Origin of the sequence: Cereibacter sphaeroides 2.4.1 (assembly GCF_000012905.2) — a bacterium.
GTDB lineage: Bacteria > Pseudomonadota > Alphaproteobacteria > Rhodobacterales > Rhodobacteraceae > Cereibacter_A > Cereibacter_A sphaeroides.
This window is the reverse complement of sequence record NC_009007.1, coordinates 65,018-90,931: the sequence shown is the minus strand read 5'-3', so window position 1 is coordinate 90,931 and position 25,914 is coordinate 65,018. Positions and strand designations below refer to the sequence as shown.

Sequence of the window (25,914 nt, the reverse complement as noted above, 5' to 3'; positions counted from 1 at the left end):
TCAGATCATATAGATTCTCATCGCCGGCGGCAGATAGTGAGGAATTCGTGTTCATCCACAGGAATGAGGCTTGCGACATGTCGACCCAGACACGTGATGGCACCTTGAACTCTCTTTTGCAGCGAGCGGGAACGGCGGGGTTCAGTCTGTCAGTAGATTTGGGCTTACGCGCGAGCTGTTCTCTATTCGCGGTCGCACCCAGCGCCACGAGTCGTTCGATCACACGCGGCGTTGCGTCGACTGCTGGCGCAGTTTGGCGTTGAGGCTGGCTCATGTGCCGCTTACGCCCGGGTCCGTCAGGTGTTGGGTCGGGAAGACGCGGGTTGCTCCGCGCCTTGATGCGAGCAACCTGATCGCCTTCCCAGCCGCTCTCGCTGCGCAGACTACTGTGGAACAGCCTTCGGTGAGGCGCGCCAGCTCTCAGCTCTAAGGGAGGCGTTCTCGAGATGCAGCGGCTCGAACAGGATCTCGATGCTGGACCCGATGTTGGTCATCGCGCGAAAGCCGATGTGCGTCTCAGGCTGCCCGGGCCACTGTGCATAAAGCTTGTGGGTGATAACAGCCGTGGTGGCTCGCTTCTTACTCATGACGGTTCTCCAAAATCCGTGCTGATCGGCATGGTCGCGGGACGCGCCCATGTCGGTCTGCCGCGTGGCGAACGCGGGGGGTGCGATGCCTGGCTCGGCGGGCCGGAGGGGGATCACCCGCCTGCACGGAGCCGCAGGCGGAGGAAGGTGGGGATACCGGCCCGCCGACGCTTGCGCTCGGCCATCGGCATCGCGGGGGGGCAGCGCCCCCTGAGCGGACAACCGACGTGCGCAGCTCATTATGAAGACACCCACGCCTTGCTAGGCGCAGGTGCTTGTGGTCTTTGCTACATTTCGGGGCAAGATCGGCGTATACAGCAATCTACGCCATGGTGGCGGCCAGATTCGGAAGGACACGCGACACTACAGAAAAAAGTAACCCCCGCGCGGCGGTAACCGGCGGGGGGGATGCTACAGCCCAGGGAGCCAACCCTGAACAACCTTCAAAGATCAAGGTCGGTTGTAGCGTCTCCCCAATAATCAGGCAAGCGAAAAACGCAGTTTCTGCGAACAAGGAAGCTATGCCGGGACCGCCTCGCTCACGAAAAAAAGAGCGAGGAAAGAGCATGTTAACGAACCAGCTTCGGGCCGAACCCGAAGAATCCTACCCGACCCTGCCCGGTCGATTTCAGCGCAGCGATGTGGAGCGGCTAGTCACTGCGTGCAGCGCGCCTTTGGGCCTCTCGAGCGCGTGCCTGCGTGCGTTGTTGGTCATGATCCAGGCGACGAGGCCCAGCGACTGGCGGGATGAGACGCGGGACGCGGTATGCTTCATGCAACAGGCCCAAGTGGCGGCGCGCCTCGGAGTGACACCACGCGCGCTGCGCTATCAGGAGGCGCGCCTCGAGCGGCTTGGCCTTCTAAAGCGAAACCTTGCCGCTGACGGCAGTCGCGGTCGCTTTGCCGGCGGCGAGCTTATCCAGGGCATCTCGTTTGCTCCCTTGATCGAATCGTTCCCGCATTTGCTACGCATTGTGGAGCAGCTGGAGGCGGAAGAGCGTGAGCGTCAGATCCTGAAGCGTCGCGTGTCGGCGTCGCGCCGGATCCTGAGCCAGACCCTCAGTCGTCTTGCCGCTCTGGACAAAGTGGCTCCCGGCCCGGCCGAGATCCTTGAGACCATGCCTCGGCGCTACGACGGCTTGGGCGAGAGCGAGCTTCGCACCCTCCTTCGATGTGTGGATAACGCTACGCGCGAGGCGCTCCAGCTCCTCGAAATGCAGCAAGATTCTTCCGGCGTGCCGGAAAACTCCTTCCGGCCTCATATACAAGATACAACTAAAGAAAATCCTGTCTGTAGCGGCTCCTCCGCCATTGAGCGGACCGCCCGCAAGCGGGCGGACTGCATTAAGACAGATGCCGCGCCGTTCGGCACGGCATCGTACTACGAAAAAAAGCGTGGCTTGGCCGACCGAGGGTTCAAGCCCGGATATTTGGAAACCTTCACCCCGGCGCAGCTTTATGAGGCAGCGTCTCCCGACATGCAGATGTATCTGGATGCCGGCCGACGTAGCGGTAGCACCCTCACGGCGCACGATTTCATTCAGGCGGCGATCGCGATCCTGCCAGCACTTGGTGTCAACGCCAGCGCCTGGGACGATGCGGCCGATGCAATGGGCGATCTCCCAGCAGCGCTGTGCGTGCTAGTTCTCGATGCCAACCGCTATCGCCCGGTGAACCCCGTCTGGAGCCCGGGCGGGATGCTGCGGGCCATGACGGAACGAGCTCGAAACGGAAGCCTGAACCTTCATGGATCACTGATAGCGCTCCAGCGCCGTGTGGGATGAGAACGATGCCGCACTCAAGGAGCTGCACGCGGCACCCCGTCCAGTGGCAGCGGCGGCAGAGAGCCCTCTGCCAAGGTGCCCGTCTTACCCACGGGTGCTCCGCTTCTCTGCGCCGCGTGATTGCTGCGTTCAGCTCCGCACCTGCAGGGCCCACCACGGCCGAAGGCCATGGCGGGCTGGATAAGACGGGTGCCGACAGTGGAGATCCGCGAAGACGCGGATCAAGATACTCCGGCCGCGCTCCGCGCGGCGCTGCAATCGGGCGGGTGCGAACGGTGACAGTGCCCAAGCGGAACAGTAAACTGACCAACGTAAACCGGGATAACAAGGGCTACGGACGATGAGTGACGAGCAGAGCGGGACGAAATACGAGATTATCCGTCAAAAATTCTGCGAACGGGAGAAGGCCACGCGTGAGTTTGTGCGGGAGAACAACCGGTTCGCAGCGCTCGTGGCAAACGGTTTGCAGAATTTTCTCGGTATGCCGAAGTATTACGAGGCTAAAAGGGATGGCACCACAACGTATCACCGGTATGTGCCGCTCTACCGTGTGAGATCCGATGGAACTATCAGTGACGAAGACGCCTTCAACGATGCCGTCGTCAGCTGCAGCGATGGCACGTTTGAGTTCGGTCTGGGCATTGTTCTGGAGCCGGCACCGAACGCATTTCCTAAGCAGATTGTGCAAGCTAAGGTCGAGTGCGTGCGTGCTTCTGGAAACGTAGAAGTGAGGATCAGCGGGGAAACCGTGATCTGCCGCTTTGACGGATCGGCCTCCACAGACATCCACCTTGTTCACGAGCTACTTTATCGACTGCTAAATAACTACCTCGACTCGCGCTGGGGAGACCCTGACGCGAGGAGGGCCTTCGGCTTTCAACTAGTCTAAACGCCCTTCTTGGCAATCAAGCCGTCCTGTTGCATGCCGAGAATGAGCATGGGTCACGCTCGGGCCGTCCCGTTTTCTCAGCGCGCGCGCTTCGGATTGCCGCTATGGCCTGGCCGGATGACGCACAGGCCGGACCCGTATCGACCGCGAGCGATCGCGGCCTCCGGCCGCATCCCGCGTCGACGTGAGATCCACACGAGCGCGCGGACGGGCAGGCAGATAAGTTCCTTCTGCCCGCCGCTCGGCCGAGAGCTCTCGGCCGCGGCGCCCGTCTTACCCACAGGTGCTCCGCTTCTCTGCGCCGCGTGATTGCTGCGTTCAGCTCCGCACCTGCAGGGCCCGCCACGGCCGAAGGCCATGGCGGGCTGGATAAGACGGGCGCCGACAGTGGAGATCCGCGAGGACGCGGATCAAGATACTCCGGCCGCGCTCCGCGCGGCGCTGTAAAAGGGTCGTGCCGCCGGCGATATGGCCCGCCGTAACGTCATCTAAATGCCCATGGGAGATCGTCCCGCCATGGAGCAGAATGTCATCGTGGACCGTGTGAGTGAAAGCGAGCACGAGGTGCTCATCCTCGAGCCGCCAATCCGCGCTCGAGCTCACGTTCTGCCAGACGGTCGTGTGCTCGCCGGGCAATTTTGGGCACCCTGCTCGAGCCGGCCGCAGGTTGAGGCGCACGTCCTATTGGCCATGGCCGACTTTATATCGGAGCGTGCCTTCGGCTGGACGGATGTTGCCGAGTTCATCCCGGCCGAGCGGCTGTGGTTCCTTTCAGCGCGCTGATCCAATGCCCGCTGTTTGTCGCAGGGTCAGCCCGGCGGGAGCCGGGCTGACGATTGCGCTGTGCCTTTGCTACGGGTGGAGGAGCTTCAACGCCATGGCGATGAGCGGCGGCCCCGTCATGATGACGATAACGCCAAAGATGGCTGCGTGTCCCTCGGCGTCTATCGCCCAGCCCGTCATCGGATTGTTAAAGCGGATCCGAGCCCGCTTCGCTTGGTATGCCTTCATGACACCTCCTAACAGTTTACGAAGGTGCGGGCCTGTGTCAGACATAACTCGTGACCTGATCTTGGCCCGCGTCGAGATCGAGCGGCCCGCCTGCCGGCCAGGGCAGAGCGGGCCGCGTCCTTTTAGTGGACGTGCCAGATATACAGCCTCGGAAACTTTACGGTCAAACACGAGGCCCAAGATTTATCCACCAGTTGGCGCCTGCGAACGAAGATTGTTTGCTTGACCCGGCTGACCGACAATCCTCAGTCCGTTGGCATTTACGCTATACTTGGTGGCTGCCTTGAATTAGTCATTTGGTATCAGACGGTTAGTAGATGGGACTTGATACTCCGGCTCCTTACCTCTTTCTCAGGGGCGGACACTTTAATGTATTCGGATAGGCGCATGTAGTGATGATTAGGCAGGAGGCATTTCCTTGCGCATGTAGGGGATGTCTGGGCGCGACCCCGGCGTAGCCGGGGCACGGCTCTAGTCCCGTCCGCAAGCGGCCGGGACCGGAGCCATGACGCCCTCTCGTCCCTGCGCGGCGGGCGCCCTGCCCGTCTCTCCGAGCCGGTCATGTCGCAGCCGTGCATGGTCCGATAGGACGCCCTGTCTCCGCCCATTCGGGTGACGATCCTCGCGCGGGCGAGCTGAGAGCGCGGGCCTTGCCGATCGGGCTGCAGCTCTCCTCGATGCGGTGAGGTCGATGGAGATCCGCGAAGGCGCGGATCGAGTTGGCAAGGACGCGCCGCGGGAGCGGCGCGACACTTTTTGCAGGTGCTGGATCCGCCTGACATCCCCGGTTCCGGCTGAACAGGGGTTGTGATGCCGCGCCTGGGGCGCGTCACCGGCGCCGGAGAAAATCGGCTCCCCCCACGCGGGCGAGCCCGCGCGGGTGCCCCCCAATTTTCCCCGTCACCGGCCCCTGTCTCATCCGGCCCCGTGGCCGCAGGCAGGGCTTCGCCCTCCCCGCTCTGTCCTCCGGAAAGCACGCGGTGCTTTCCAGAGGTCAGATCGGAGAGGCCGCGCCCCACTGGCGGATGAGGGCAAAGACCCCACCGTTGCGCACCGAAGGAGACGACGATGAGCTATCATTTCTATATGCGCGGGATGAGCAACGGCGGCGCGGCCTACAGCCGGGGCGATCAGCCGCTGACGAATGACGAGCTGATGGCGCGCGTTCCCTCGATCTTTGCGACCGAGGCTCACGAGAGCCGCAGCGCCCGGTTCGCTCCTGTCCCCACCGTCACCGTGCTGGATGGCCTGCGCGCGGAAGGATTCGAACCGTTCTTTGCTCAGCAGGCCCGCACCCGAGTCGAGGGCAAGGCCGAGTTTACGAAGCACATGCTGCGCCTGCGTCACCGCGGCATCGTCAATGCCGAGGGCGAGGCGTTCGAGATCGTGCTGGTCAACGCGAATGACGGCACGAGCGCCTATCAGATGATCCCGGGGTTCTTTCGGTTTGTCTGCGCCAACGGCCTCATGTGCGGCGAGACCTTCGACGAGGTGAAGGTCCGCCATAGCGGCAATGCCATTGGCGAAGTCATCGAGGGCGCCTATCGCGTGCTTGAGGAGGCCCCCCGCGTGACCGAGCAGGTGGACCGGTTCAAGGCTATCCAGCTGCAGGACCGGGAGCGCGAGATCCTGGCCGAAGCCGCGCACGGCCTTCGCTTCCCCGGCACCGCCGAGGGCAAGGAAGCGCCGATCACGCCGGCCGAGCTCCTGCGGCCGCGGCGCTCGACCGACCGCGCCACCGACCTGTGGACCGCTTTCAACGTGGTGCAGGAGAACACCCTGCGCGGAGGGATGCGCGGCCGCACCCGGACCGAAAGCGGCCATTTCCGCCGCCAGACCGTCCGCGAGGTGGCCGGCATCGACCAGTCCCGCGGCCTCAACCGCGCGCTCTGGATGCTCACCGAGCGCATGGCCGAGCTGAAGGCAGGCTGAGGAACCACCGGGCGGGGCAAAGGCCCCGCCCACCAAATCCCGGAAGCGGAAGCACGACCAGAGCCGGACGCCGAGCGGAGATCCGCGGGGGCCTTCCGGCACGTCGGCACCTGCCGCGCCGTCACCCCTTCGGGATCGCGGCCGAGATCTGCGGGCGGCCGGCGTGGCACGAGCCCTCCCCTCCGGCGCGCCGCCGCGTCAGGCACCGACGAGCCTAGGGGCCTTCGGCCCTCCCGGCACGTCGGCACCTGCCGCGCCGTCACCCCTCCGGGATCGCGGCCGAGATCTGCGGGCGGCCGGCGTGGCACGAGCCCTCCCCTCCGGCGCGCCGTCCCGTCAGGCACCGACGAGCCTAGGGGCCTTCGGCCCTTCCGGCACGTCGGCACCTGCCGCGCCGTCACCCCTCCGGGATTGCGGCCGAGATCTGCGGGCGGCCGGCGTGCCTCGAGACCTCCCCTCCGGCGCGCCGCCGCGTCAGGCACCGACGAGCCTAGGGGCCTTCGGCCCTCCCGGCACGTCGGCACCTGCCGCGCCGTCACCCCTCCGGGATCGCGGCCGAGATCTGCGGGCGGCCGGCGTGGCACGAGCCCTCCCCTCCGGCGCGCCGTCCCGTCAGGCACCGACGAGCCTAGGGGCCTTCGGCCCTTCCGGCACGTCGGCACCTGCCGCGCCGTCACCCCTCCGGGATCGCGGGCGAGATCTGCGGGCGGCCGGCGTGGCACGAGCCCTCCCCTCCGGCGCGCCGCCGCGTCAGGCACCGACGAGCCTAGGGGCCTTCGGCCCTCCCGGCACGTCGGCACCTGCCGCGCCGTCACCCCTCCGGGATCGCGGCCGAGATCTGCGGGCGGCCGGCGTGGCACGAGCCCTCCCCTCCGGCGCGCCGTCCCGTCAGGCACCGACGAGCCTAGGGGCCTTCGGCCCTTCCGGCACGTCGGCACCTGCCGCGCCGTCACCCCTCCGGGATTGCGGGCGAGATCTGCGGGCGGCCGGCGTGCCTCGAGACCTCCCCTCCGGCGCGCCGCCGCGTCAGGCACCGACGAGCCTAGGGGCCTTCGGCCCTCCCGGCACGTCGGCACCTGCCGCGCCGTCACCCCTCCGGGATCGCGGGCGAGATCTGCGGGCGGCCGGCGTGCCTCGAGACCTCCCCTCCGGCGCGCCGCCGCGTCAGGCACCGACGAGCCTAGGGGCCTTCGGCCCTCCCGGCACGTCGGCACCTGCCGCGCCGTCACCCCTCCGGGATCGCGGCCGAGATCTGCGGGCGGCCGGCGTGCCTCGAGACCTCCCCTCCGGCGCGCCGTCCCGTCAGGCACCGACGAGCCTAGGGGCCTTCGGCCCTTCCGGCACGTCGGCACCTGCCGCGCCGTCACCCCTCCGGGATTGCGGGCGAGATCTGCGGGCGGCCGGCGTGGCACGAGCCCTCCCCTCCGGCGCGCCGCCGCGTCAGGCACCGACGAGCCTAGGGGCCTTCGGCCCTTCCGGCACGTCGGCACCTGCCGCGCCGTCACCCCTCCGGGATCGCAGGCGAGATTGTGGGCGGCCAGCGTGGCTTCGCCGTGGTGAGGAGCATGGCGCGCAGACGCGCGCCGTCAGGGGGGCTCCGCCCCCATCGGGGTCAAGGGCAAGGGGCGCAAGCGCCCGCCGTGCTCGCCGTCCTCGCCATGCTCGCTTTGCTGCGCGTGGCTCCGGGCGGCTCCGCGCGGCCCCTTGACCCCTCCCCCCCGCTCTCGCCGAGGGGCAAGCCGTGAGGCACCTGCGGTGTCTCACGGCTCACCCGATGCGCCATAGAGACAAACGTGGGACGCCTGGATCAGATGTGACGGGGCTGCCGAGGTGAGGCTACCTTGGCCCCGTCGCTTCATTTGCGGTTATCTACTTTCCCAGCTTGCGGACGAAAGCAGCGAAGACGGGCGCCAGGTTACGGGACAGTGCGGTGCCCGCCGGTTCGAGGGGATTGGCGCCTTCAACGGCCAAGATGGCCGCCCTCAGACTGTCCGGGATTTTCAGGTCGATGCGATAGACTACGGGGTCCGTGGGCACATATTCGGCCTTCTTCGGCGTCCTTTCGGCCACCTGGGAAGCGAATGTGCGAACCAGAGCCTTTTTCGCAGCGATGCGACTCTTGTCGTCCATGTCGCCGAGAAGGCGATCGAGCTCCTCGAGGACTTTCGCCTCCACGGTCAGGCGGAGCGTGTAGCGAGGGGCCTTGTCCTCCGACGATGGCGATTGCCGCCGCCGTGGCGTTGGGGTGGCGCGAGGTGCTTTTCCGACAGGATTTGTCTCGCCCCGAGCAATCTCCGGCTGATCTGCCGCAACGACAGGAGCGGCCGAGGCGTCAGCCGCTATGCGATTGGGCATATCCGTTGGCACCGGATCCTTGCGGAAGGATAAAGGCGAGCCCCCTGCCCTAGTAAGAAGGCCTTTGTTCTTCATGCCGCTTCTCCAAGCTCAATGATTGAATCGACCTCCGCCAGCAGTGCCTGACACTCTTCCAGCGCCTCGCGGAGACGGGCGATTTCCATCTTTTGCAGGCCGCTCGCCTCCGGCTCCCACGCGGCGATGGCCTTTCCTAAAAGGCCTCGCATCACAATGTCGCCCAAGACAGCCGTTTCGCGGATCTGGGTCTTCATCACAGGGAAACCGGCCAACACGGCGTCAATGTAGCCGGTCTGAGCGCTGGTCATCTTTGAGCGCATCTTTGTCAAAAGAACGCGTGCCTGCCCTACCTCGCCTTGGTCACCGAGCTGTCTGAGGACATCAAGCGCCCCAGGCAGCTCCATCATGTCGAGCGCCGCAGGCGCGAACGGCAGGAGCGTCAGCTCGGCATAGCGCAGGACGTGGCGGTTGAAGGGATGATCTACCCCGGCGAGGTTCAAGAGGCAGTAGTCGAACCTGCCCCCCTCATCAGCGTCGAGAAGCGTCTGTTCAAGGACAGCGACCTTCGTCGCCTCATAGTGCAGATAGATCACGTCCATCCTGTCGGACCAGATAGCCGGGGACGTGCTCTTGCTGTGGGTCTCGTAAGCCTTGAAGGACTGGTGAGGGTCGCAGTCTACCAATAGTGCGGACTGCCCTCGGGCTTCTATGGCGGACGCCAGCATCATCAACGCCGTGGTCTTCCCGGTTCCGCCTTTGTGACTGTAAGCGGTTATCACTTTCATTGCCGTCTCCAGGCTGCTCGATTGTCGATCCGTTATGGCGGCGATGCGGACATGCGTCAAGGCGTAGATGCGGACATGCGGCAAAGCGGCGAAGCGGACATGCGTCGGTGCGGACATGCGATTAAGCGGCCATGCGGACGTGCGGCGGTGCGGTGAGGCGGCCATGCGGACCTGCGGCGGTGCGGTGAGGCGGCCATGCGGACCTGCGGCGGTGCGGTGAGGCGGCCATGCGGATGTGCGGCGGTGCGGTGAGGCGGCCATGCGGATGTGCGGCGGTGCGGTGAGGCGGCCATGCGGACATGCGGCGGTGCGGTGAGGCGGCCATGCGGACATACGGCGGTGCGGTGAGGCGGCCATACGGACGTGCGGCGGTGCGGTGATGCGGACATGCGGACGTGCGGCGGTGCGGTGAGGCGGCCATGCGGACGTGCGGCGGTGCGGTGAGGCGGCCATGCGGATGTGCGGCGGTGCGGCGAAGCGGCGGTGCGGTCGCGATGGGATGGAGCGGCGCTAGCTGATGGTGCCGGAGGAACCAACTCGGCACCTAACCGCAGGCTCACGGAGAGCCCCGTCTGGGGCCCTCACGCTACTTTGCCGCCACCTCGGTAGCCCGAAGGTCTCTACGGGCCTCTACGGGGAAGATTTCGGCCATCCGCTCTGCGTAGAATTTGCGGCTGATCGTGGCTCTGTTGCCGGCCACGCCCTCATAGGCGGACTTCCCGCTCGCCATGGGGAAGCCAGCCCAGATCCGGGCGAGGTTGTCCATGAACCTGTCGAGCGTGATCGCGCCATTTTTCAGCTCCACATAGCCAGCGTCGAGAATGAGGATGCTGGCCATGCTGTCCTGAACCGGAGCGCTGAAGAGCGTGGAGCCCGGGAGGGTTGCGCGCGAGGCCAGGCTTTCCAAGGTGGAGGGGATGATCTGATAGCGGCCGATGGCATGTTGCTGCCCCGGCGTAGCGGCGATCCATTGCCGGATCTGGTCGAGCGTCATGGTCGAGGGAGCGCGGGGCGGGGGCACGGGTGCGCTTCGGTGGTAATCGTCATAGCCGGCCGCGCCGCTTTCGGCGTGATGAACCAGCGCACGGATTCGCACGAACTCATCGCGGTCGGTCGGCATGACGAAGGCCCGGCTTTTCTTCTGGCGGGCGGCCCTCGGCACGAGCGCGAAGGATGAGCTGGCCTGCGCTTCGAGGAAGGATGAACCGGGGCCAGGCTGGCGGCGATCCGCGGGCGGACTGAAGGAGGACCCGCTCGCCCAGGTGGTCTCGGCCGAGGCTTTCCAAGCCTCGGCCGAGACGGGGCAGGGGCCGAGGAGCAGGCATCCGCCTGCGACGGCGAGGGCGAGGAGGCCTCGGATCGGCAGCCTTACGGCTGCCTCTCCGGTCTGAAGAGGACACACCTGACGCAGCAAGCTGCCCATTGCCTTCAAGCCTTTATAAATAAAGGCTTTTCGTCTTAAAAGGGGGCGTAATTTGCCCCCGGCTCCCAACGCGCTGTATTTACGTTGTTTTTCGGGGCCGTGGCACAGTGTGCCACGCGCGTGGCACGACGTGCCACGGTAGTTTTCGGCCTTCTGAGCGCTCGGATCGGCCTTACCGCTCATCGTCACCCATCTCCATTTCACGTTCGTGGCGCTCATCCGTGAGGCTCGGATCGAAGGCTTCGCCGATCCGCTGCACCTGCTCCGCAAGCGCCTCGCCAAGCGTCTCCGGCTCCTCGCCATGATCGGGATGGCGGTGCTCGGCCGGGTTCTGGACGAGCTGCTGGAGGATCCGCTCCTCCTGCTCGAAGGAGAACTCGGGCACCTCGAGACCTTCGCGCTCCCGCCAGACAGCGAGCGTGGCGCGCATCTCCATGATCGCCGGCACCGCCTTGTCGTAGAGCCGTTCGGCCTGCTCATTGTTCGATGCCGCCGAGACGATCAGGATCTTCCGGATGACGTTGAGCTCGCGAACCATCTGTCCGGTCATCATCATCAGCCCCCGGAGACCATGGTTGTGCGCAGAGACGAGGTTGACCATCCGACCATCCAGTCGATCGAACTCGTCCTGCAGGCGCCGCAGCACCCCGCGCTCGACCTCAAGGGCTTGCTGCAGCGCCTCGATCCCTGCCTCCAGATGATCGCTGCCGGGAAGCTCACCGGGCGGACAGTGCGTCTCCGTCAGAGCCTTGGCGCGGGGGCCGAGCACGAACCTGTAGCGGTCGTTGATGTTGTCCTTCCTCACCGGATCGGTCCTTCCTTCACCTTCTGTTTCTCCTCGAACTGCGCCAGGAATTGCTCCACCTGCCGATCAGTGCGCTCCTGCGGGGGCTCCGCCTGCCGCAGTTTCTGCGCCTGCTCGCGCAGGATTTGCGGCACCCGGTCAGGGTCGCGGGCAGGGGAGGGGGGCTCATTCTGCGGCACCTTTCCGGCCGCGTTCCGCTCGTCCGAGAGCCGCTGCGCGTAGGCGTCGAGCGCGGCCGGACGTTCGCCGGTCTCACGCTGAATCCGATCAGCGAGCTTCCCGGGATCGGTCGTCACAAGCGTCACATGGTCCCGCGCGCGGGAGATATTGACGTAGAAGGACTTCTGGCTGGTGAGCTGCTCATCGGGGGTCATGCCCACGATGATCCTGTCCACTGTGGCGCCCTGAAAGTCGTGTGCGGTGGCCGCATAGGCATGGTCTAGGCCACGGGCGGCGAGTGAATCCGTGGGCACGGAGAGCTTCCGCCCGCCGTGCAGCGTGACGTCGATCTGGGCTTCCGTCACCTTTGTGATCCGGCCGCGCGCACCGTTAATCGCTCCGCAATCCTTGTCGGTGATCGCGAATTTGACCTCATCGCCGGCCGCAAATTCGCGCTTGCCCACCTCGAATGCGGCGAGCGATCCCGCAGCTTTCGACCCATGTCCGAGTGTCAGCGCGACCTCGGCGCCGCCTCCCTCCGGACGCAAGGTGATGCTGTTCTGATAGGGCAGGGTGGATGTAACCCGGTAGAGTTTGTCCCGCTCCAACCCCTCCACGCTGCGCACCGAGATCACCACGTCACCAGCCTTGTAGCTGGCCGCCTCGCGCGCTTCGGCGCGGGTGAGCGAGAGCGGCGTGAGACTGGCGACCGTCACATCCTGAGCGCCGAGCCGATGTTCCCGTTTCAACTCGTCGCGAATCGCGGCATTAACTTCCCCCCGGACGCGGTTGGTCAGAACCACAATCCCGGTCCGCTCGCGCACCGAGCTGTGCAATCCGAGCCACGCCCGGGCAACCTCGCCGGTAAAGCTCTGGTTCTTCTCTGGCGTGCGAAGATCCTCGATCCGCGAGAAGGCAGCACGGACCTCGCCGCGGATGGCATGGAGCACGGCTTTCCGGGCATCTTCGTTTCTCTGGCGCTGAATGTCGGCCATGATGGCGGTCGGCATTCCCGCCTTCTGGAGCTGCGCGAAGGGCGAGCCCGCGCTCACCGGGTCGAGCTGCTTCACGTCACCTACGAGGATAACCCGAGCGTATCGGAGCTCGTTTGCCTTGGTCATCAGGGCGTGCATGTCGCGCGTGGAGATCATCCCAGCCTCGTCGACCACGAGGATGGAGCGCTTCTTGTCGCCCGGAGCATCCGCGAGCAGGAAGCGGGCGACGGTGCCGGCCGCGGGCACTGCCGAGGCGAGCTCTGCGGCGGCCTTGTTCGTCGGTGCCGCGCCTTCCACGGTGAAGCCCGCCCGCTCGGCATAGCGGCGCAGGGTTTCCACCATGTGCGTTTTGCCCGTGCCGGCATACCCCTGCACGCCGACGAACCGGCCTCTGCCTGTGAGACCGAGTGCGACCGCTTCCTTCTGGCCCTCCGTCAGAGTTGTCTTGTCAAGGCGGTCACGCAGAAGAGCTTCTCCGCTCATCTTGATCCCGCCAGTGACTCTCAGGCGAGCTGGCAACTCCACTCCGCCTTGACGCCGGGCTGCCCGATACTCGCCCAGCACCATGCGCTCGAGGGCAAGGGTGGCATCGTCCGAATAGAGCCTGATCGTCTCCCGCTGCGGCTGAGGGCCGTTGGAGCGATCCGACCGCTCCGAGGCGCGTTCGATGACTTCCGCCGTCCAGAGATTGCGATGGGCGGACACCGGTTTGCCATCGGCGCCGATCACCGTCACGGGCTTCTGGCCCTGCACCGTCAGATGGACAAGGCTGCCCGGACTGGCTTCCTGCCGTTCGAGCGCCGCCTGCAAGCCGGCACCCCAGACCGTCTGCTCCCCGTTCCGCGTCTCGATGGTCACGAAGAAGGAGTCGCGGTTTCTAGGGTCGTTCTGATACGGCGCGGTGCCCATCGCCTTCAGCGTCCCGGAGAAGCCCTCCCCGCGGGTCATGGCATCGGGCGAGCGCTTCTCGTTCCAGGCATGGACATGGACCGGCACCAGACGGCCCGTCTCTTCCTTGGTCGCGATGGCGCCCTCGATCTGCCGGATCCCCACATCCTTGGCTCGGCTCAGGGCCACGCGGACCAGCTCGGAGCCGGAGTAGACGGCATTGCGTTCACTCACATGCGCAATCGCGAACTCGACGGCGGCCGCGGCGCGATCAGCAGGGGAGGGCGCAGCGATCCCGTCTCGCGTCACGCCGGGCAGGCGCGTGGCTGCCGTCAGAGTGGCTGTCTGCCGGAGCTCGCGAAGCTGATCGAGGGAGACGCCCATGGACTGCGCTTCCTTCTCCCACGCTTCACGCAGCTCTGCCCGGTCGATGCCCTTCTGCTTGTTCCTGCGGGTGGCGAGGGCTGCCAATGCGCTATCTACAGCCGTCCTCTCGATCCCACGCTCATCGAGGGCCGCCTCGATCTCCTTGCGGCGCTTCGAGAAGCCATCCATCAGCTCGCGCGGGACGCCCTTGATCTCGGTGATGCCGTCATGGCCGACACGCTCGACGGCATATCCCGCCCGCTCGAGGTTCTGCGCCAACTCGTTGCGGTAGATCGCCCCGATCAGCATCTTGTTGCGGTAGATTTCCTCGTTGGAGAGGGCGGTCCACTTGCCGTCCTCGCCGAGGACCATGTTCTGTATGACGGCATGGGTATGGAGCTGCGGATCGAGGGCCCGCGACGTATCATGGCGGAAAAGCCCGGCCACCATCTTGCCGGGGACCGCCACGATCTCGCCGTTCACCTCCCGACGTGTCCGGACGAACTTCTCTTCGACGTAGCTCATGGCGGCCTTCACCGCCTCGTCATGGGCTGCGATCACGCGCTCATCGCCAGCGACCAGACCGATGATCGACACCGACTTGGAGGCGGAGAAGGTCAGGTCGATCCCCGGTCGGTGCTGCCGCTCCCCGTCCACGACGCGGCCGAGCGTCTGACCTTCCTTCCAATGGCCTTCGGCATCGCGTTGGGTCGGCGGAGCGTGACCGTCGAGCATGGCCGAGAACGCAGCGTCGTCCACGCGCCCCGCAAACTCTTCCTGACCCATTGCGACAAGCTCATCAGCCGCACTGCCGAACCACGAAGCTGCCGCCTCTGCCTCAGGGCTTCCGGCGACGTAATACCCTTCGGCCTGATAGTATCCGCTGGCAGCGGCGCCGGCCGAGACGTTGCTCACGCTCATCATAGCAGCGAGCCCTCCTCATCCATTCCCGCAGTGAGAGGGTCAGCTGGACGGGCAGGGGGCGGCGCAGCGTGGCGACCCGGGAAGGGAATGATCTTTTCCTCGGCCGCGCGGCGAAGATCCGCATAGGCAGGCACCTCGGCCACCGCCGCACCCGCACCCTCCCGGGCGCGGGGGCGGTTAGTGACCATCTGCATCATGTTGGGCGTGATGCGGAAAGTCGGTTCATCGTGTCCCTGGACGCGCTGTCGGTAATAGTGGTCCCAGGCCGTTTCTGGCGGCACGCCGTCGAGAGGGGCCAGCAAGGAGAAGCCTGCAGCGTCGAAGTCCGGTCGCAGGCCCTTTGCGAACCAGTCGTCAAAGGCCGCGATCTGCTGCGCCGGGGTCCAGCTCGCGAACCGTGCGCGCCGTTCCTCCTGCACCTTTCCAAGCAGCTCCGGGGCATAGCGCGTGGCGAGTGACGCCTCATCTGCCGCCGGGGCCGGGGCAGGGGCCTTGTGCGGATCCATGGCATCCAGAGCGAAGCCGCCACCCTGATAGGGCACGATCTTCTCGGCCTTCGGCTCCACCTGGACAGGCTCGAACCGGACGCGCGCAGTTGGCGCGTCATATGCAAAGCGGATCAGAGCCTCGAACTGAGGCAGCGCCTGGATCTCAGAGGCGGTGACGATGGGCCGCTCCGTGCGCTGGCTCATGAAGGCCACGCCATCGCGAGACTCGTGCGCCCCGAAGCTCAGGTTTTCCCGTTGTTCGACCACATCCTCGAACCCGAGGCTTTCGGAAAAGAGCTTGGCCGTGCGCGCGTCCGGCGTGTTGAAGACGATGCGGTTGTTGAGGTTGCCGGCGATGGCCTGCGCGCCTTTCTCTCCGTAGATGTCTTCCAGCTGCGCAAAGACCTGGTAGCCGAGCACGAAAGCCCCCCCGAACTGCCGGATCTCCGCCAGCTTCGATTGCAGGAAGGGCAGGCGGTTGAGGGACGGCACCTCATCTAGGAAGAACCAGACCTTCGGATCGCGGCTCTCTTCGCAGGTCATCAGCGCGTTGGCCGATACCTCGATGATGGTGGAGATAATGTTGCGGGTCGCGGCCGAGTGTTCGGCATCGCCGGTCAGAAACACGAAACCGGGTCGCTCCGACTTGACCCACTCTCGCGCCGAAAAGAGCTCACCGTCGTCACGCAGAAACTCGAGGAACCGCAGCTCCGCAATCATGTTTGCGCGGATCGAGGCCGACGTCTTCTCGACGTGCTTGCCGAAGAAATGAGCCCCCGGCGTGCCTGCGAGCAGCTTCTCCAGCTCTTCGGCCGAGATCGTCATGATCGCGCGGCGCAGGTCTGCGTTGGTCGGTCGCTTGGCGCGAAGGAGTGAGCGCGCCGAATATTCGAAGACCAGCCGCGCCGTCTGTGACCAGAAAGGATCGTTCTGTCCGGGGCGCTGCGGGATCATGACCTCGGCGATCTGCGCCAGAGCCTCCGGGGTGCTGGCTTCGCCGAACGGCGACCAGATGTGTGATCGGGCGTCGAAGGGATTGATGATAATGTCGGTGGCCGGATCGTAGAAATCGCGGACGAGGCCACCCATGCGGTCGTAGATGATGGCTCGGCCGTTCTGTGCCCGGATGGTGGTCAGCAGCTCCTTGATGGCGTTGGTCTTGCCCACCCCGACCGTTCCGAAGATCCCGGTCTGCGCCTCCACGGCGTTCGGAGGGAACGGGATGCCGGCGATTGTGTAGCGTGGCCCCTTTTTCAGGCCGAGGCCGAAGCGCTTCTGGTATGCCTTCCACTTTCTCATGGACCAGCGCGCGAGATCCCGCTGGTCTATGAGGCGGCTTCCCCGCACATGTTCGTTCTGCCCGACCCGCTGTCCGGCCCAGGCGAAAATGGCGGTGCTGATCAGAAGCGCCGCGGCCGCCGGAACGAGAGCATACCAGGCGAAGAGCGAGGCATTGCGGCGATACTCGTCCGCAAGAGCGTTCATCCGATGGTCAGCCGCGATCTGTCCTGCCGTCCGCTCGAGCCGTCGGTCGAGGTGATCGACGTAAGAAATGATCTTCTCCGGCCGGCCCAGCCGGACGTTGTAATGCGCGGTCCAGCTCGCAAAGGTCTCGCGCATGTAGCGCAGCTCGTAATTGGCAAGCACGAGAGCCGTGTAGGTGAGGGTGAAGGCCGCCAGCGCGACGAAGAGCGAGGTGCGGACCACCTGCGCCGCCATGCGCCACCAGTGCTGCGTGGTCTGGCCGCCGCGGACGAACTGTGTCGGCTGGCCCTTGCGGAGGTGCGACATCTCAAAACCCTTTGCTGAAACTGAAACATAACGCTATTCAATAACGAGTTTGCACATGTGGAGCAAAGACGGATTGGTTAGTGCGTGACAACGCCGAGATGGTTATCCCCATTCAGCGCAGTTGCACGACACCGCCGATCTCGTTTGCAAGGAGTGGCTATGAGTTGTGACGATAAGGTGCAGCGACGCGGCGTTTTGACGCGCGCATCAATTGCGGGGGCGCTGGCTGGTGTGCTCGTTATGGCCGCGGGGAGCGTGGTGATGCCGTTACTTGCCGCTGCGGGGCAGGGGGCAAAGCAATCCGAGCCGGGCCCGGAGTTCGCCGATCAGGTCCGCAGCGTCCTGCTCAGCAATCCCGAGGTAGTTCTCGAGGTTTTCGCCCTGCTTGAGCGGCAGGAGAAGGAGAAGCAGACCGCCGGCGCCCGCGCGGCGGTCGAGGCCGAGGCGGCGGCTCTGTTTCAAGGAGCCGATGCGCGCAAGGGCAATGCCAGCGCGCCGGTCGTCGCCGTAGAGTTCTTCGATTACCAGTGCGGCTACTGCAAAGGCGCGCTGCCGGAGCTCGCTGCAGCCCTGTCCGGCCGGAACGATGTGGCGGTGGTGATGAAAGAGTTTCCGATCCTCGGATCCACCTCCGAAGCCGCTGCAAGGCTCGCTCTGGCTGTCCGCGCGGAGCACGGCGACGAGGCCTACCTTGGCTTTCACAACGCGCTCCTGTCGCACAAGGGCGGTCTCAACGAGGCCGCGCTTTCGATCCTCGCCGGAGCGGCCGGCTACGATTATCCGGCCCTCGTGGCGCGGGGGCGGCAGGACGACATCACGTCCATCATTGACGGCAACCGACGCCTCGCCCAGGCGCTCTCGATTTCCGGCACCCCGGCATTCGTGTTTCGGGATGGAGAAGTGGTGCCCGGCATGATGGCGGCCGACCGTCTTACGGCCGCCTTCGATCGGCTTTCCGCCTCCACGGCGGCGGCCCAATAATGAGAATTATGTAATAAAATCAACGAGTAAGGTTAAGGAATGACGAAGATCGCTAAGACCGTGACCGCTCTGGCGGCGGCGCTGACGCTCTCCGGTTGCGTGACCGGCGGCACCGCGACCGACATGGTGACGGCGGGCACCGGAATGCAGGGTCTCATGACCGCCACGCAGCCGCCCTCCAAGGACGACTATGCGCTGAGCTGTCCGGTCGTCAACCAGCGGCTCGGCAACCTCTATGCGCGTTATGCCGAGGTTGAGCGCGAGCAGCGGGCGCGGCAGCGCCAGTCGGCCATGATCGGCGGGCTCGTGGATGTGGGTGCCACGGTCATCGGCGGATCGGCCATGATGAACGCGGGGTCGGCCACCGGCCTGCGCAATGTGGGCCTTGCCACCGATGCCGGGCGCTCGGCCCTTGGCGCGGTGGCCGGCCGGGAGTCCAGCACGCAGCAGCTCAAGGACGTGAACGACGCCATGCTGATCGCGCAGCGCATCGGTCAGCTCGAGAAGGTGAAGTTCGAGAAAGGATGCTGAGGTGGACGGGTTCGAGCCCGCTTCGGTTCTCCTCTCGGACGGCCAGATCCCCACGGGGATCTGGCTCGCCCTCGCCCTCCTCGTGGCGCTTGTCCTGGTTCTGGCAGTTCTCCGGATCAGGTTCGAGACCTCCTACACGGCGCGGCCGGTCCTGAACCGGACGGAGCAACGCCTCTTCCGCTCCCTGAGCCGGGCGATCTCCTCACTGCCGGAGCCCCGGCCGCGGCTCCTCTGCCAGGTCTCCTACGGGGAGTTTCTTGCAGCCCGCAGCCAGAAGGCATTCTGGCGGATCAATGCAAAGCGCGCCGACTTCCTTCTTGTCGATGCCGATTTCAGGCCGCTTCTCGTGATCGAGTATCAGGGCCGCGGTCACTACGGCCGCACCCGCCGCGACCGTCGCGACGCGCTCGGCCGTGACGCCATCAAACGCCGGGCCTGCGCCTCTGCCGGAATCCCGTGGATGGAGCTGCCGACCGACTACAGCGCCCAATCCCTCCGCGAGACGCTTCATGCAGCCCTCGCCCCCATTCCCGAGTTGAAGGAGCCAGCTCATGGCTGACGTGTTGAACGTGACCACACTTGTGAAGGCAGGCGAGGACCAGACCCGTTTCCGGTCGGTCGGCGTCGCTTTCCCCTCCCGGCCGGGGCAGAACTACCTCTTCAAGATCCGGCTCGACGCCAACCCGATCAATGGCGAGCTGATCGTGTTCGTCCCCGGCTCGGCGGATCAGGCTGCGCGGGCGGCACCGCCTCGGCTGCCTGACATGGCGGCGGCACCGATGCGCGTCACGACGCCGGTCACGGGCAGCGACAACCGCACGCGCTTCCGTCCGCTCGGCATGGCGTTCCCGGCCGCGCCGGGGAAGAACTACATCTTCAAGGCCTATCTCGACGCCGTGCCGGTCAATGGCGAGCTGGTCCTCTTCCCGGCCGACACGGGTGACGACGGATGATGCTGCAGGACACGGAAGAGGGCCTGCGGCTTCTGTTCCGCGCCCTGCCGGCCGGGGCACAGACCGCGCTGATCTGGAGCGCGGTCCTTCTCTATTATTCATGCCTGCTTCATGCGGCCGACATCCTGGCGGGCCGTTTCCGAGACCGCTTCCTCCTTCGGCGGTTGCAGTCCGGGCCTGCGCGCCTTCACCCGCAAGAGCGAAGGCTGCGGCGCATGGTGATGAACGACGCGGCGGCCGCTCGGCGGCTGATGGAATACGAGCTCTCGCGGGGCGCGCCCGGATTGGCCGCAGCGGCCGAATGGGCTGCGGATCGACTGGAGCGGGAAAGAAAATGATGACCTACCTCGAGAGCGCAGAGGGCGAGATCATCACGAAGGAAAGAGCCCTCCGTGAGCTGAAGGTGCACGGCGTGCCAGTGCCAGAAGGCGTCGCCGAGTTTCTGCGGGACTGCGGCGATCGGGAGGTCTACGATGCGGGTGACGTCCTTCGCTGGCTCGGCTACTGACGTGCCTCGCAGAATTGCATTCTGGGCGCTGCCTGTCGCCGGCATCGCCCTGCCCCTCCTCTGCACTCTGCTTCCGCGCCCATGGCTGCCGATCTCGGGTGATCTCTCCAGCGCTGCCGTGCTCGGGAGCTTTGCGCTCGATGCCCTTGCGCTCGTAAGCGCCGCTACCCTTGCTCGGCGTCTGTGGCGGCTTCGGGGCACGTCCAGTGAAGCGCGTTCTCCTTCTCCAAATTTACCTGCACGGCTACGGCGGCGGCCGCCTGCCCCGCTGGTTACGCCGCCGGATCTGCCTGGGGCTGGACCACCTCATTGCGGCGGGGGGAGCCGCCGCAAGGCGGCGCATTCATTTGCCGGTAGGGTCTAGAGAAGCAGCACGCGGGGTAGCGGGTTGGCGCCGCCTTGGCGGGCCCATGCTGGAACGCCACCTGCAGATCCAGTCCCAGCACCCGGCCAACCGCCTCTAGCCTCGCTTGACTGATGACGCCGTCATGCTTCTATCATGGTGGATCTGATAGAATGACGGGCGTCGCTCCATGACGACAAGCCGGGTGAGGGATTTAGCGGACCAGCAGGTCGAGAAGAGCTTGCTGCGGTTGAGGGCATCCATCGAGGCATGGGCAAAAGAGCGGGAAATTTCCGACTATTGCTCGGTGCAAAACTATCTCGACAGGCCAGGAGCCGAGCCGCTCGATTTACCGGTGCTTGCCGTCATATCATTCGATGGCGAGCTCTCCGCGTCAATGAATGGCTACGGGGATGAAGAGCTGGCGATCAGTCTTCAAGATTTGCTAGCCGATCACGGGTGCTGGCTGGAGCAGGACAAGAGCTCCACGGCTCTGGTCTTCCCCGACGAGGACAGCGATTACGCCGCATACACGTCATATTTTCACTGGCAATGGGTGTGCGGGCTCGTCGAGCCGGATACTGCGGATGTATACGAAGAGCTCTATCGCCACTTCGCTCACCGTCCTGATGACCTCTATCGGTTAGAGTGGCGGGAATACGAGACGCTCCTCGCGAGGATCTTCCAGTCGCAGGGCTTCGACGTCGAGCTTGGTCCTGGGCGCGGTGATGAGGGCGTGGATATTCGCCTCATTCAGCGTGATCCGATTGGCGACATCGTCACCCTTGTTCAAGCCAAGAAATACGGCGCCGGCAACAAGATCGACCAAACCCAGGTCGCAGCCCTATATGGTATTCAGCAATCAGAGGACGCAAACTTTTCCATGTTCGTGACAACCTCCGCGTATGCGCCGGTCGCGAAGAGGTTTTCCGCCCGAGAGAAAGTCCAGGGCAGGCTGGCATTGAAGGATTCGAGCCACGTTGCTGAATGGTGCCGAACTGCGACTGATGGCATTATCCGCGACAAGTCCACCTTGGTGACGCCGCAGCATGTTCAGGGCTTGATGTCCGGAATAGGCGAACGGGCCGATCGACGACTATTGAGAACGACATACGGCTACAACTCGACCCACAACAGCTTCGCCCTGGTCGTGAAGGAGAGCAACCACGCAGCTCTCCTTATGCCCCTGCCGCGGCGCACCATTAGCGATGACGGTCACGGTCAGCGCGGCCTCGAGGTTCCAAGCTTCGATTTCTCCCTCCCGCACTTCAACGGAGACAATGTTTTCCGCGTCCGCAAAGAGCAGCGTGACGGAGAAATTTTTTATTGGGGTAATGACCGACTATATTGCGCCTGGAACGGCGAGCCATGCCATTTCGATTATTACGACTGAGGCCACCGCGCGGGTGCTTTTGAAGCTCGGATATCATGGAGGAAACCCAGCCGAGGAGTTCCCCCATGGACCGGCTGATTCAGACCTGCTTCGCGATCTTTGTGCTATGAACCATGATCTTTGCGTCAGTAATGGCGCTGTTCGTGGCAGCATACTTCGCCTTGTCACTCGTGGCCGCTGAGGCCGCCGTTCCGAAGACGGTGATGATCAACGCGACCTTTCTCAAGGCGCGCCGCACGGGGACCAGCCTACGGTCGAAAAAGGGGGGCCAGGCGACCAAAGAGGCCGTCTGATTGGCCGAACCAAGGGCGGCATGAACAGTGACCGCTCTGGCGGCGACACTGACGCTCTCCGCCCGCCACTTGGCGAGCGTCGCGACACTGATCCCTTCCTCCTTGGCCAACTGGCCCAGGGGCATGTTGTTCGGCGGCAGCATCTTCGTGAGAACCGCCGCCTTTCGTTCCGGTGGATAAGCCAAACCCTTCGTCCTGTCCCGCCCGCCTCAGGATACACTTCCAGATTCAGAACCGGTGACAACTGCCCTGACAGAGGGGGATCAGCAACGATCCGCGGCTGCGCAGCGCAGCATTGTAGGCGGACCAGTTCGTCGTGCGGTAACGGGCGGGCTTGGGCTTGCTCATGCCAACCGTCTAACCGCATGGATTCGTGATGTGAATCCTTTGCAGATCGAGTTCTGCAACAATGCCGCAACAAGCCAAAAAAAAAGTTGGGATCCTAGCGGCCTGAGCCGCTAGGTCTGTCTATTAGCGGGCCTTCCGCTTTCGAGTCTTCTTCGATCTCCGATATGACAGCCAAGCGATCCAGACTGACATAACACGGGTAGCGAACTCGAGAACGTCGAGAACAGACGGCACATCTATCATTCCTTCACACCTTTCAGCAGTGCGTGTCGGAGACAGATGTCCGATCTCATCGTTTTCGATATGTCATGGCATAGGCCACCGACACGGGTTCGCGTCTAAATCAACCCAATTGTCGGTAACCGGTCGGTTATGCTAGCCTACTCATAATGAAGCTAGAATTGCCTAGGGCACATCAAGCATAGGAGACTCGCGCTGAGATTTCAAGAGTGCGGCTGCAGCTCGTTCTGGATTACAGCCAGACCAGACCAGATCAGGACCTTCACGGCGAGTAGCCTGTGTACCGGGGCACGGTTGTGAAACAGCGCGTTGCGCGGGTCATGCCGCCGATCTGAACTTCGTGGCGGCTTCGGTTTCAAGGGCCGTCTGCTCGGCCCGGATCTGATCTGGCGTTCGGTGCCGGTGCCGTTCGCGCAGCCAGCTGGCGTTGTGAAGGGCCGCGACTTGGTCCAGGACCAGACACGCCGCATTGCCCGCCTGCACGGCTTGCTCTGCCGCATCCATCCGGGTCTCGAACGCGTGCTCGATCTCACGTCGAAGGGGCCGCTGGCGCTTGTGGCCCGCCATGTCGCCCCGACCGAGATCCGGCGCGCCGGCAGGGCAAGGATTGTCGCCCATCTGAAGAAAACTCCGCACTTGCGAGGCATTGAGGAGCTGGCAGACCGTGCGCTGACAGCGGCGCGGCACCAGCGGCTCGCCGTGCCGGGCGAAACTGCAACCGCGGAGCTGATCAGGGAACTCGCCGCAGAGGCTATCGACGTGCGGATGAAGATCGCGCGGATCGATCACGACCTCGAGGCCCTGCTTGCAGCTCACCCTGACGGCGCCCTCATCCGCTCGCTGCCGGGGATGGGGGCGCTCCTCGCGGCAGAACTCATCGCGACGATCGGCGATGTCCGCCGCTTCGCATCAGCCGACGCCATGGCGTCGGCGGCGGGCCTTGCGCCGGTCCAGCGCCAGTCGGGCAAACGCCAAGACCGCAGGATGGTGTAACCGTTGCTATGTGCACACGACTCGTGTACACATAGGTTGGTGGAGCCCTTAGAGCGGATTTGAGCGAGTCCGCTGTCGCTGCACAGAATGAGAAATTAACCAATCATAAAATATGAAAGTGGGTAGAAAATGGACCATCATCATTACCGACCGCACGAGAGGCAGAAATGGAAGTTGAGTTTGACGAAGTTAAGCGTCAGCAAAACATCGATAAGCACGGGATCGATCTACTTTACGGAGCGTTGATCTTTGATGGGCTCACTGTCGAGGCGCCCGATACCCGCAACGATTATGGCGAAGACAGAATTGTAGCCATCGGGTTCGTAGATGATCTGTGCATAGTTACGGTTTACGTTCAACGAGGTAGCGTTATCCGCCTCATTTCCACTCGGAAGGGAGGAAGACGTGACAGAAGGAAGTATGAAGAGGCTATCAGTAGACGAGGTGCGGGCGCTTAAGAATGCTGGCAAGCTCCACCTCAGCCCAGATGCCACGGAAGAGAACCTTCCGGAGGAATTTTGGGCTAACGCCGAGGTTGTGGAGCATGAATCTCGGAAGTCGGTTCACTTGCGCTTGGATCCGGAAGTCTTCCGCTTCTTCAAGGAGGAAGGCGATGGGAAGGGGCACATCAAGAAAATGCAGGACGTGCTCGCGTCCTATGTGCGAACTATGAAGGCATCTGGCAGAGCGAATCCGTAGTGTTAGACTGTGGATTGACGTCTTGCCGATGCTCATGTCTGCCGTAGAGCACCTCTGCTCTAGCGGCACGCTATACTGAGTGGAGACGGGTGAGATGGGCAAGACTTCTGATGACCAAAGGGTGCCGGCAGCGAACTCCGCGGCTCCACCGCAGATCAGTCCTTTGACGCGAGCTGTCCGCATTGGTCTGGGTTCTCTGATTTTGGCTGTCGGAACCTCCCTTCTATGGGGCGGGTTCGTTGCAGAAGCGGGAGCTCCGATGCTCCTAGGCCTGATGGCGTCGCTGCTCGGTGTGGCCGTGACCACAGGCCCACATCGCGTGCGTCCTGGGACGGCTGGGGGCGACGCACCGCCCGTCAGCCTAGACCAGTATTACGCAAGAGTAGGTGTTGGAATCGGCGCCTTTCGTGCGCGCATGAGGGGATGGGACTAGCGCGCCTCCTCCCCCTGGCGCACTTGACCGGTGAAGACGTGGCCGCCTATTCGGACTGGCGGAGCATCACGGGCTTCTGTCTCCCTCTCTAGCCAAGTCGGAATGAGGTTCTTCTGGTAGCCAGTTTCTACCAGATGGCTCATGCCGGCCGGCGAGTAATAGTGCGTGGCTCCTTCGGTGAAGTCGGGAACAAGCCCAGCCATCACGAGATCGGCGACATAGGCGGCGCGCTCATAAGCCGCGTCGCCGGGATTGTATTTCGACACCAGCGCGTTCCCGGATCCATCCGCGTTCCAAGCGGAGAACTGGCGTGGCTGCAGGCTGACGTCTGCCACATTGTCGGGAAACCTGACGTCTTCCGCACGGTTACGGATTACCAGCGCGACTGCGGCCATGCCGACATTGCCCTGATCGGCGGCCTCGCCGAGGATGGTGCGCACCATGACGTCCCGCTCCTGCGCTGAGTATGCTCTCGGCAGCATCGGCGAGGGATACAGGGCCGCATTCTGGTTATCCGGCGACGAGGGCAAGTCGTCGCCATCAACGAAAGGGCGGCCGAGCACCTCCATGAATTTTTCCGGGTTCTGACTGTAGTAATCCAAAGCCGCGCCTGGCGACGTCCAAGCGGCAGGATGTGCCTGCTGCAGCTCTGCCGCCTCGGCGGCGCCAACGTTCAGCCAACCAAACACGCGCTTGTAGCCGGCCTCCCCAATCGTCTGCTCAGCGCCACTGGCCAGAGCAGACCGGTTGGATTCGAGCAGCGGATTTTCCTCCCTCACCTTGTCACCATGGTAGCGGGTAAGGTTGAGATGGTCGCCTTGCGCATCGCTTTCAGCTTGGCCAATCGCTCCATCGACAGAGCTGCGCTGAGCATCGAGCGAAATTGATCGCGCATTTGGCGTGCCTGCATCAAGAGTAGCTTCGCGGGGCACGACTCCTTGCCGCGACGGCGCTCTGATCGACCTGCACCTCGTAGTCTTGTGTGCGATCTTGGGGCCC

At 64.3% G+C, this 25,914-nt stretch carries 24 protein-coding genes and 1 pseudogene; 15 read left to right on the top strand and 10 right to left on the bottom strand.

All coding sequences use genetic code 11. The features are described from left to right. Together RSP_RS22375 and RSP_RS22615 are read right to left on the bottom strand one after the other, a co-directional pair. Positions 1-274, bottom strand: a 274-nt coding sequence (locus RSP_RS22375) for a hypothetical protein (protein WP_210766216.1), incomplete at its 3' end; no start/stop codon positions are given. 109 nt (positions 275-383) lie between these two features. Beyond that, positions 384-587 carry a hypothetical protein gene (locus RSP_RS22615; protein ID WP_023003465.1) on the bottom strand — a complete coding sequence of 68 codons (204 nt, stop codon included), beginning with the start codon at positions 585-587 and terminating at the stop codon, positions 384-386. 566 nt (positions 588-1,153) lie between these two features. Here RSP_RS22615 and repC point away from each other — a divergent pair. From repC to RSP_RS21815, 3 genes are all read left to right on the top strand, one after another. Continuing rightward, positions 1,154-2,371 (top strand): replication initiation protein RepC, encoded by a 1,218-nt coding sequence (repC, locus tag RSP_RS21825; RefSeq protein ID WP_017140555.1) that lies wholly within the window; start codon positions 1,154-1,156, stop codon positions 2,369-2,371. A gap of 340 nt (positions 2,372-2,711) precedes the next feature. Then, entirely contained in the window at positions 2,712-3,260 is a 549-nt protein-coding gene (locus RSP_RS21820) for a hypothetical protein (protein ID WP_017140556.1), read from the top strand. 516 nt (positions 3,261-3,776) lie between these two features. Next, the gene (locus tag RSP_RS21815; protein ID WP_017208432.1) at positions 3,777-4,043 is read left to right on the top strand and encodes a hypothetical protein; all 267 of its coding nucleotides are present in this window, start codon (positions 3,777-3,779) and stop codon (positions 4,041-4,043) included. Positions 4,044-4,112: 69 nt separating this feature from the next. Here the strand turns inward: RSP_RS21815 and RSP_RS22320 are convergent, their stop codons facing one another. Next, positions 4,113-4,271, bottom strand: coding sequence for a hypothetical protein (locus tag RSP_RS22320; protein ID WP_017140559.1), 159 nt, complete (start codon positions 4,269-4,271; stop codon positions 4,113-4,115). 1,068 nt (positions 4,272-5,339) lie between these two features. Here RSP_RS22320 and RSP_RS21810 point away from each other — a divergent pair. After that, positions 5,340-6,203, top strand: a complete 864-nt coding sequence (locus RSP_RS21810) for a DUF932 domain-containing protein (RefSeq protein WP_011836229.1) — start codon at positions 5,340-5,342, stop codon at positions 6,201-6,203. Between the two features lie 1,869 nt (positions 6,204-8,072). Here the strand turns inward: RSP_RS21810 and RSP_RS22610 are convergent. From RSP_RS22610 to RSP_RS21780, 6 genes are all read right to left on the bottom strand, one after another. Then, positions 8,073-8,633, bottom strand: a complete 561-nt coding sequence (locus RSP_RS22610; protein ID WP_227590701.1) for a hypothetical protein — start codon at positions 8,631-8,633, stop codon at positions 8,073-8,075. Further along, positions 8,630-9,526, bottom strand: coding sequence for a ParA family protein (locus tag RSP_RS21800; protein ID WP_011836228.1), 897 nt, complete (start codon positions 9,524-9,526; stop codon positions 8,630-8,632). Before RSP_RS21800 ends, RSP_RS22610 begins: the two co-directional genes overlap by 4 nt. Before the next feature lie 421 nt (positions 9,527-9,947). Beyond that, on the bottom strand, positions 9,948-11,003 hold the full coding sequence (locus RSP_RS21795; RefSeq protein ID WP_227590700.1) for a lysozyme family protein: 1,056 nt from the start codon (positions 11,001-11,003) through the stop codon (positions 9,948-9,950). Next, positions 10,957-11,589: a hypothetical protein gene (locus RSP_RS21790; protein WP_011836226.1), complete on the bottom strand. Its 633-nt coding sequence runs from the start codon at positions 11,587-11,589 to the stop codon at positions 10,957-10,959. The genes RSP_RS21795 and RSP_RS21790 overlap by 47 nt, the downstream gene beginning before the upstream one ends. Beyond that, positions 11,586-14,921, bottom strand: coding sequence for a MobF family relaxase (mobF, locus tag RSP_RS21785; RefSeq protein ID WP_011836225.1), 3,336 nt, complete (start codon positions 14,919-14,921; stop codon positions 11,586-11,588). Before mobF ends, RSP_RS21790 begins: the two co-directional genes overlap by 4 nt. Next, entirely contained in the window at positions 14,918-17,200 is a 2,283-nt protein-coding gene (locus RSP_RS21780) for a type IV secretion system DNA-binding domain-containing protein (RefSeq protein ID WP_011836224.1), read from the bottom strand. Before RSP_RS21780 ends, mobF begins: the two co-directional genes overlap by 4 nt. Before the next feature lie 159 nt (positions 17,201-17,359). Between RSP_RS21780 and RSP_RS21775 the strand changes: the two genes are divergently transcribed. The 11 genes and pseudogenes from RSP_RS21775 to RSP_RS21725 all read left to right on the top strand — a co-directional run bounded on the left by RSP_RS21775 (position 17,360) and on the right by RSP_RS21725 (position 24,482). Beyond that, on the top strand, positions 17,360-18,181 hold the full coding sequence (locus tag RSP_RS21775; RefSeq protein ID WP_011836223.1) for a DsbA family protein: 822 nt from the start codon (positions 17,360-17,362) through the stop codon (positions 18,179-18,181). A gap of 39 nt (positions 18,182-18,220) precedes the next feature. Next, the gene (locus RSP_RS21770) at positions 18,221-18,712 is read left to right on the top strand and encodes a hypothetical protein (protein WP_011836222.1); all 492 of its coding nucleotides are present in this window, start codon (positions 18,221-18,223) and stop codon (positions 18,710-18,712) included. A 1-nt stretch (position 18,713) separates the two neighbouring features. Beyond that, positions 18,714-19,271, top strand: coding sequence for a DUF2726 domain-containing protein (locus RSP_RS21765; protein ID WP_011836221.1), 558 nt, complete (start codon positions 18,714-18,716; stop codon positions 19,269-19,271). Further along, positions 19,264-19,665: a hypothetical protein gene (locus RSP_RS21760; RefSeq protein WP_011836220.1), complete on the top strand. Its 402-nt coding sequence runs from the start codon at positions 19,264-19,266 to the stop codon at positions 19,663-19,665. Before RSP_RS21765 ends, RSP_RS21760 begins: the two co-directional genes overlap by 8 nt. Continuing rightward, entirely contained in the window at positions 19,662-20,003 is a 342-nt protein-coding gene (locus RSP_RS21755; protein WP_011836219.1) for a hypothetical protein, read from the top strand. Before RSP_RS21760 ends, RSP_RS21755 begins: the two co-directional genes overlap by 4 nt. Continuing rightward, complete coding sequence (locus tag RSP_RS21750; RefSeq protein ID WP_080588245.1) at positions 20,000-20,173, top strand: hypothetical protein; 174 nt, start codon at positions 20,000-20,002, stop codon at positions 20,171-20,173. Before RSP_RS21755 ends, RSP_RS21750 begins: the two co-directional genes overlap by 4 nt. A gap of 533 nt (positions 20,174-20,706) precedes the next feature. Continuing rightward, positions 20,707-21,909 (top strand): restriction endonuclease, encoded by a 1,203-nt coding sequence (locus RSP_RS21745; protein WP_011836218.1) that lies wholly within the window; start codon positions 20,707-20,709, stop codon positions 21,907-21,909. A 170-nt stretch (positions 21,910-22,079) separates the two neighbouring features. Continuing rightward, positions 22,080-22,273: pseudogene (locus RSP_RS21740) on the top strand (IS5/IS1182 family transposase); the annotation flags it as partial. A 961-nt stretch (positions 22,274-23,234) separates the two neighbouring features. Continuing rightward, the gene (locus RSP_RS21735; protein WP_017140567.1) at positions 23,235-23,783 is read left to right on the top strand and encodes a transposase; all 549 of its coding nucleotides are present in this window, start codon (positions 23,235-23,237) and stop codon (positions 23,781-23,783) included. A gap of 167 nt (positions 23,784-23,950) precedes the next feature. Next, positions 23,951-24,241 carry a BrnT family toxin gene (locus tag RSP_RS21730; protein ID WP_011836217.1) on the top strand — a complete coding sequence of 97 codons (291 nt, stop codon included), beginning with the start codon at positions 23,951-23,953 and terminating at the stop codon, positions 24,239-24,241. Further along, a complete protein-coding gene (locus RSP_RS21725; protein ID WP_227590699.1) occupies positions 24,189-24,482 on the top strand; it encodes a hypothetical protein in 294 nt (97 codons plus the stop codon). Before RSP_RS21730 ends, RSP_RS21725 begins: the two co-directional genes overlap by 53 nt. Positions 24,483-24,911: 429 nt before the next feature. On the opposite strand, the gene RSP_RS21720 is transcribed toward RSP_RS21725, so the two are convergent. Then, positions 24,912-25,914, bottom strand: a 1,003-nt coding sequence (locus RSP_RS21720; protein WP_227590698.1) for a cell wall hydrolase, incomplete at its 5' end; no start/stop codon positions are given.

Bases quoted from the DNA above. Each gene is read 5' to 3' on its own strand.
- RSP_RS21780 (WP_011836224.1), bottom strand. From the start codon at position 17,200: ATGTCGCACCTCCGCAAGGGCCAGCCGACACAGTTCGTCCGCGGCGGC.
- RSP_RS22615 (WP_023003465.1), bottom strand. From the start codon at position 587: ATGAGTAAGAAGCGAGCCACCACGGCTGTTATCACCCACAAGCTTTAT.
- RSP_RS21745 (WP_011836218.1), top strand. From the start codon at position 20,707: ATGACGACAAGCCGGGTGAGGGATTTAGCGGACCAGCAGGTCGAGAAG.
- RSP_RS21815 (WP_017208432.1), top strand. From the start codon at position 3,777: ATGGAGCAGAATGTCATCGTGGACCGTGTGAGTGAAAGCGAGCACGAG.
- RSP_RS21730 (WP_011836217.1), top strand. From the start codon at position 23,951: ATGGAAGTTGAGTTTGACGAAGTTAAGCGTCAGCAAAACATCGATAAG.
- RSP_RS21775 (WP_011836223.1), top strand. From the start codon at position 17,360: ATGAGTTGTGACGATAAGGTGCAGCGACGCGGCGTTTTGACGCGCGCA.
- RSP_RS21820 (WP_017140556.1), top strand. From the start codon at position 2,712: ATGAGTGACGAGCAGAGCGGGACGAAATACGAGATTATCCGTCAAAAA.
- RSP_RS21810 (WP_011836229.1), top strand. From the start codon at position 5,340: ATGAGCTATCATTTCTATATGCGCGGGATGAGCAACGGCGGCGCGGCC.
- RSP_RS21755 (WP_011836219.1), top strand. From the start codon at position 19,662: ATGATGCTGCAGGACACGGAAGAGGGCCTGCGGCTTCTGTTCCGCGCC.
- RSP_RS21770 (WP_011836222.1), top strand. From the start codon at position 18,221: ATGACGAAGATCGCTAAGACCGTGACCGCTCTGGCGGCGGCGCTGACG.
- mobF (WP_011836225.1), bottom strand. From the start codon at position 14,921: ATGATGAGCGTGAGCAACGTCTCGGCCGGCGCCGCTGCCAGCGGATAC.
- RSP_RS22320 (WP_017140559.1), bottom strand. From the start codon at position 4,271: ATGAAGGCATACCAAGCGAAGCGGGCTCGGATCCGCTTTAACAATCCG.
- repC (WP_017140555.1), top strand. From the start codon at position 1,154: ATGTTAACGAACCAGCTTCGGGCCGAACCCGAAGAATCCTACCCGACC.
- RSP_RS22610 (WP_227590701.1), bottom strand. From the start codon at position 8,633: ATGAAGAACAAAGGCCTTCTTACTAGGGCAGGGGGCTCGCCTTTATCC.
- RSP_RS21750 (WP_080588245.1), top strand. From the start codon at position 20,000: ATGATGACCTACCTCGAGAGCGCAGAGGGCGAGATCATCACGAAGGAA.
- RSP_RS21795 (WP_227590700.1), bottom strand. From the start codon at position 11,003: ATGAGCGCCACGAACGTGAAATGGAGATGGGTGACGATGAGCGGTAAG.
- RSP_RS21760 (WP_011836220.1), top strand. From the start codon at position 19,264: ATGGCTGACGTGTTGAACGTGACCACACTTGTGAAGGCAGGCGAGGAC.
- RSP_RS21800 (WP_011836228.1), bottom strand. From the start codon at position 9,526: ATGGCCGCCTCACCGCACCGCCGCACGTCCGCATGGCCGCTTAATCGC.